The organism is Actinomycetospora sp. (assembly GCF_055612215.1).
The window spans coordinates 1-6,165 of the sequence record NZ_JBVPVA010000508.1; the positions used below are offsets into that span (position 1 = coordinate 1).

Consider the following 6,165-nt stretch of genomic DNA (forward strand, 5'->3'; position numbering starts at 1 on the left):
GTGGTCACCCACCGGCAGCGTCCCGCGACCGCGGGCGGGACGACGTTCCTCAACCTCGAGGACGAGACCGGGATGCTCAACGTGATCTGCTCGGAGGGGCTCTGGGCGCGCCACCGCGTGGTCGCGCGCACGAGCGCCGCCCTGGTGATCCGCGGGCGGGTGGAGCGGGCGCCCGACGCCCCCACGGTGGTCAACCTCGTGGCCGACCGGATGGAGCGTCTCGAGCTGGTGGTGCCGTCGCGCTCCCGGGACTTCCGGTGAGCGCCCACCGGCCCCGCCGGCGGCTCGGAGATCCGGCCTCCGGACACTGGTGGGGGTGTCTCAGGCCGGTTCCGACGGCCGGAGACACCCCTGCCAGGCGTCAGCTCTTGATCAGCGGCGGCCCCATCGGCAGGGAGCCGCCACCGGCGGCGGCGCTCATCGCGTCGAAGAACAGGTAGACGCCGATGAGCGTGAACGCGAACACCGCGATCCCGCCCCAGAAGAGCAGCGTGGTCGAGCCGGCGGCCGTGCCGAGCAGGACGAGCAGCAGCGCGATGGCCACCAGCACGAACAGCGCGGTGAACACCGACGGCAGCCGCAGCGAGGCCAGGGTCAGCACCACGACGCCGATCAGCCAGGTGAGCAGGAAGGTCTCCTGCGCCCCGGTGGCGGCCGCCGTGGCCGTGGCGTCACCGAACCAGTTGTGGCCCAGCCCGAGCACCAGCACCGAGAAGCTGAGCCAGAAGCCGGCGAAGATCCCGAAGATCGCCGCCACGGGCCCGGAGCCGGTCTTGATCGCCCAGATGCAGCCGATGAGCTGGCCGACCCCGGTGCACATGATCAGGATCGGGACCATGCCGATCGCGGCGTTGGAGGATCCCGTGAACCCGACGAGGTAGAGCCCGAGGGCGATCGAGCCGATCACGAACGTCGGGACGCCGACCAGGGCCGGATTGGCCGCCGCCGCGGCGGCCTCTGCTGCCGCCGTGTTGTCGGCCCGGGTCTCGGCGGCATGCGCCCCGGTGCTCTCGTCGACTGTGGTCATCGCCACTCCTTCGTGCCGGTTGCTACGGGCGCCTCCGTGCCGCACGCAGTCGTCCGTGTGCGCCCTCGGCCGCCCGCTGACCATCCGAGTGTGATCTCCCGCACGCCGTGGAGGGAACCGACCGGGAGTAGGGGGTGTCGCTCCCCGCCCCTCCGTGAACCGGTTCAGGCATGCTCCACCACCATGAGGCCCCTTGCCCGGCTCCCGGTCCTCCCTCGACGAACCGCCCGATCGGGCAGCGCCGTTCGGGTGAGCGGCCGTCTCGCCCGCGGCGTGCTCGCCGGTGTGGCCGGGACCGCGGCCATGGCGGCGACCGGTCGCGCGTACCGCGAGATCCACGCCTGGCGGCGCGGCATCTCCCCGGAGGACATCACCGAGATCCTCGACTACGACCAGTCCGACCACGTGGTGGTGGCCGCCTCGACGGTCCTGCAGCGCGTGACCGGATGGGCCCCCCGCAGCCCGGAGGCCCGGCACGTCCTCTTCTGGGTGGTCCACTGGGGGTACGGGTCGGTCGTCGGGGCCGCGCACGCGGAGCTGCGCCACCGGCTCGGGGGCGAGCCGGCGGCGGGGACGGCGTTCTTCGTCGGCTGCGAGGTCATGGCCCTGGGTCTGTTCCCGGTCGTCGGGGGCACGCCGGTGCCCTGGCGGTGGGGGGCCCGCCTGCTCACGGTCAGCGTCGTGCAGCACGCCGTCTACGCCGGCACCGTCGCCGCCACCGACGCGCTGCTCGACCGCCGTGAGCGCTGAGACGGCCGCCCGCCCGGAGCAGGGGGACGGGCGCGGGAACCCCGGAGCGATGCGCCCCACCCACGTGATCGTGTGCGGGCTCGGCGGCCTGGGCCTGCGGATCGTCGAACAGCTGCACCACCGCGGTGACCCGGTGGTGGTCGTCGACGACGACCGCGGGCACGGCCGCGGCGCCCACGTCCTGGAGACGTGGGGCGTCCCGCTCGTCGAGGCCGATCCGACGGTGCCGGGCAGCCTCGACACGGCCGGGCTCGACACCGCCCACGCGGTCGTCTGCGTCATGGCCGGTGACCAGGGCGAGCTGCGCAACCTGCACGTCGCGCTGCACGTGCGCGAGCAGCGTCCCGACGTCCGCGTCGTCACCTCGCTGGGCAACGCCGCGATCGGCCGCGCCGTCTCCGCCGACCCGGGCCCGGGAGCCGTCCTCGACGTCGCCGCGCTCGTGACCCCGGCCCTCGTGGAGGCCTGCCTGCTCAGCCCGGTGCACGCGCTCGACGTCGCCGGCACCCGGTTCGTCGCGGCGGGCACCACCGCGCACTCCCGGACCACGCTGCGCCACCTCTACGGCGACCTCGCCCCGCTCGCGGTCACGTCGGAGCCGGACGGGGTCACGCACCTGTGCCCGAGCCGGGACCACCGGGTCGGGGACGGCGACCGCGTCACGGTGCTCGGCACCGACGAGGAGCTCGCCGACGCCGGGGTGGAGGCGACGACCGCCGTCCCGCTGCCGCGCCGCGGCCCGACGACCCGGCGGGGGGCGGGCTACGACCCCGACGCCACCCACGGGCGCGCCGGCGTCCTCCAGCGGGCCGTCGCCGCGGTGGTCGCCCTCGGCCGCGAGTCCGACCGGGGACTGCGCTGGGCGATCGCCGCGCTCGTGGGCCTGCTGGTGCTCTCCACGACCGTCATCACGCTCGGGTACCACTACCCCGACGGGCGCGGGCTCGGGACGGTCGACGCGCTCTACTTCACCGTCGAGTCGGTCGCCACGGTCGGCTTCGGGGACTACAGCTTCGCCGACCAGGCGGTGTGGCTGCGGCTGTGGGCGGTGTTCCTCATGCTCGCCGGGGTCGTGACGACGGCGATCCCCATCGCCTACTTCACCGACATGCTCATCAGCCGGCGGCTCTCGGCCACCGCCGGGCGGCGGGCGGCGTCGGCGTCGGTGGGCCACGTCGTCATCGTCGGGCTCGGCGCGGTCGGGGTGTCGGTCGCCGAGGCGCTGCACGCCCGCGGCCGCGACGTGGTCGTCGTGGAGTCCGACCCGGCCAACCGCCACCTGCCGCGGGCCCGGGCGCTGCGCATCCCCGTCGTGTTCGGTGACGCGACGACCGCCGACGCGCTGCGGGACGCGCGGGTCGGGCGGGCGGCCGCGGTCGCGGTCACCACCAGCGACGACATGGCCAACATCGAGACCGGGCTGGCCGTCCGGGACCTGCTCGGCGAGCGGCGCCCGGACGTCCCGGTGGTGCTGCGGCTGTTCGACCGCGAGCTGGCCCGCACCGTGTCGCGGCGGTTCGGGTTCGGGTCGGTGCGCTCGATCGTCGAGCTCGCCGCGCCGTGGTTCGTCGGCGCGGCCCTCGGGCTCGACGTGCTCGGCACGTTCCCCGTGCACGGACACGCGTTCCTGCTCGGCCGGCTGCGGGTCGACGCCGGCAGCGCGCTCGACGGGCTCGCCATGCGCGACCTGTCCCTGCGCACCCGGGTCGTGGCGCTGCGCCGCGCCGCCGGGCACGACGGCCCGCACCCGGAGGCCGTGCCGCTCGAGCACCCGCCGCGGCGCGACACCCGGTTCGCCGCGGGCGACGAGGCGTTCCTCGTGGGCCCGGACGAGGAGCTGCTCGCGGTGCTGGCCCGCTCCCGCGCGGAGCCGACCGCGAGCACCCGGGACACGACCGGCCCCGGCGCGCGATGATGGGCGCCGTGACCGCGACGATCCTGGACGGCAAGGCCACCCTCGCGACCATCATCGCCGAGCTCTCCGAGCGGGTCGCGAAGCTCGCGGCGGCGGGCCGCACCCCGGGCCTGGGCACGGTGCTCGTGGGGGAAGACCCGGGCTCGCAGTCCTACGTCCGCGCGAAGCACCGCGACTGCGCCAAGGTGGGCATCACCTCGATCCGCCGCGACCTGCCCGCCGACGCCACCCAGGCCGACGTCGAGGCGGCGGTGGACGAGCTCAACGCCGACCCGGCCTGCACCGGCTACATCGTGCAGCTCCCGCTCCCCAAGGGGATCGACGCGAACGCCGTGCTCGAGCGCGTCGATCCGGACAAGGACGCCGACGGGCTGCACCCGACCAACCTCGGCCGCCTCGTGCTGGGCGAGCCGGCGCCGCTGCCCTGCACCCCGCGCGGCATCGTCGAGCTGCTGCGCCGCTACGACGTGCCCCTCGACGGCGCCAAGGTCACGGTCCTCGGACGCGGGATCACCGTGGGGCGCCCGCTCGGCCTGCTGCTCACCCGCCGCACCGAGAACGCCACCGTGACCCTGTGCCACACCGGGACGCGGGACCTGCCCGCCGAGGTGCGCGCCGCCGACGTCGTGGTGGCCGCGGCCGGCGTGCCCGGCATCGTCACCGCGGACATGGTGCGCCCGGGCGCCGCGGTGCTCGACGTCGGCGTCTCCCGCGGCCCGGACGGCATCCTCGGCGACGTCGCGGAGGACGTCCGCGAGGTCGCCGGCTTCGTCGCCCCGAACCCGGGCGGGGTGGGCCCGATGACCCGGGCGATGCTGCTCACGAACGTGGTGGAGCGGGCGGAGGCCCTGCTCGGCAGCGGGGCGTGATCCCGGTGACGGCCGCGGAGGGCCCGGGCGGGGCCACGGGAGCGTCCGTGCCGGCGACCCCGTCCGAGCCGGCGACCCCGTCCGAGCCGGCGAGCCCGCCCACCCGGGCGGAGGGCCCCGCGACGCGCTCGGGGACGTTCCCGGTCGCCGTGCTGCCCGAGCACGCCGGCGCCGGACGCCACGCCCGCCCGCCCCGGACGGCCGGGTACTACCTCCGCGCGCTCGGACGGCGGGTGCGGGCGCAGGCGGCGCTGAGCGCCGTGCTCCTGGTCGTCGCGATCGCGTTCGTGCGGATCGGGCTGCAGCACTGGCGCGAGGGCACCACCGAGCTCGGCGTCGCGCTCCTGCTCGCCGCGGCCCTGCGCGCCGCCCTGCCCGACCGGACCGCCGGGCTGCTCGCCGTCCGCCCCCGCCGCGTCGACGTCCTCACCTACACCGTCTTCGGGCTCGTCGTCGTCCTCGTGTCCCTGACGATCACCGGTGGACCGCTCGCGAGCCGCTGACAGGCACACCGGGCATGCCCCGGCGCTCCCACAGCTGCCTGACGTGCCCGTGATCATCGAAGGACGGCACCCACACCGGTGACCCGGGCGACTCGACGCAGCCCGTCACGGCCGGTGTCGCGTTGATAGCGTTCGGGAAACAGGAGCGCACGGGCGCGGCGACGGGCCCCCCGGCGAGCGCCCCACTCAACCGTGCGGCGCCGTGACCAGGCGCGAGAGGAGAGCCCGCAGCGTGGCGAAGATCAAGGTGGAGGGCACCGTCGTCGAGCTCGACGGCGACGAGATGACCCGGATCATCTGGCAGTTCATCAAGGACAAGCTGATCCACCCGTACCTCGACATCGACCTCGAGTACTACGACCTCGGGATCGAGAAGCGCGACGAGACCGACGACCAGGTCACGGTCGACGCCGCGAACGCGATCAAGAAGCACGGAGTCGGCGTCAAGTGCGCGACGATCACGCCGGACGAGGCGCGGGTCGAGGAGTTCGGCCTCAAGCGCATGTACCGCTCGCCCAACGGGACGATCCGCAACATCCTCGGCGGCGTCATCTTCCGCGAGCCGATCGTCTGTCAGAACATCCCGCGCTACGTCCCGCACTGGACGAAGCCGATCGTCGTCGGCCGTCACGCCCACGGCGACCAGTACCTGGCGCAGGACTTCAAGGTCCCCGGCCCGGGCACGGTCACCATCAGCTACACGCCCGACGGCGAGGGCGAGCCGATGGAGTTCCAGGTGGCGAAGTTCCCGGAGAACGGGGGCGTCGCGCTGGGCATGTACAACTTCAAGGACTCGATCGTCGACTTCGCCCGCGCCTCGCTGCGCTACGGCCTGGACCGCAACTTCCCGGTCTACCTCTCGACGAAGAACACGATCCTCAAGGCGTACGACGGCATGTTCCGCGACACCTTCGAGGAGATCTTCGAGTCGGAGTTCAAGGCTGACTTCGAGAAGGCCGGCCTGACCTACGAGCACCGCCTCATCGACGACATGGTCGCCGCGGCGCTCAAGTGGGAGGGCGGCTACGTCTGGGCCTGCAAGAACTACGACGGCGACGTCCAGTCCGACATCGTCGCGCAGGGCTTCGGGTCGCTGGGCCT

At 74.3% G+C, this 6,165-nt stretch carries 7 protein-coding genes; 6 read left to right on the forward strand and 1 reads right to left on the reverse strand.

The window, feature by feature from the left end:
* The coding region (locus AC0CYZ_RS14080) for an OB-fold nucleic acid binding domain-containing protein (protein ID WP_472216324.1) at positions 1 to 261 on the forward strand (261 nt) is incomplete at its 5' end.
* Positions 262 to 361: 100 nt separating this feature from the next.
* Here AC0CYZ_RS14080 and AC0CYZ_RS14085 read toward each other — a convergent pair.
* Entirely contained in the window at positions 362 to 1,027 is a 666-nt protein-coding gene (locus AC0CYZ_RS14085; protein ID WP_472216326.1) for a GPR1/FUN34/YaaH family transporter, read from the reverse strand.
* 249 nt (positions 1,028 to 1,276) lie between these two features.
* On the opposite strand from AC0CYZ_RS14085, the gene AC0CYZ_RS14090 reads away from it, so the two are divergent.
* From AC0CYZ_RS14090 to AC0CYZ_RS14110, 5 genes are all read left to right on the forward strand, one after another.
* On the forward strand, positions 1,277 to 1,777 hold the full coding sequence (locus AC0CYZ_RS14090; RefSeq protein ID WP_472216328.1) for a hypothetical protein: 501 nt from the start codon (positions 1,277 to 1,279) through the stop codon (positions 1,775 to 1,777).
* On the forward strand, positions 1,767 to 3,692 hold the full coding sequence (locus AC0CYZ_RS14095) for an NAD-binding protein (protein ID WP_472216330.1): 1,926 nt from the start codon (positions 1,767 to 1,769) through the stop codon (positions 3,690 to 3,692). The genes AC0CYZ_RS14090 and AC0CYZ_RS14095 overlap by 11 nt, the downstream gene beginning before the upstream one ends.
* 8 nt (positions 3,693 to 3,700) lie before the next feature.
* Entirely contained in the window at positions 3,701 to 4,561 is an 861-nt protein-coding gene (locus tag AC0CYZ_RS14100; RefSeq protein ID WP_472216332.1) for a bifunctional methylenetetrahydrofolate dehydrogenase/methenyltetrahydrofolate cyclohydrolase, read from the forward strand.
* A gap of 47 nt (positions 4,562 to 4,608) precedes the next feature.
* Positions 4,609 to 5,064 carry a DUF3017 domain-containing protein gene (locus tag AC0CYZ_RS14105; protein ID WP_472216334.1) on the forward strand — a complete coding sequence of 152 codons (456 nt, stop codon included), beginning with the start codon at positions 4,609 to 4,611 and terminating at the stop codon, positions 5,062 to 5,064.
* A 232-nt stretch (positions 5,065 to 5,296) separates the two neighbouring features.
* Positions 5,297 to 6,165 (forward strand): NADP-dependent isocitrate dehydrogenase (locus AC0CYZ_RS14110; RefSeq protein ID WP_472216336.1); only part of this gene is annotated, 869 nt, incomplete at its 3' end.

Coding starts and splice junctions, on each gene's coding strand:
- AC0CYZ_RS14085 (WP_472216326.1), bottom strand. CDS start 1,027: ATGACCACAGTCGACGAGAGCACCGGGGCGCATGCCGCCGAGACCCGG.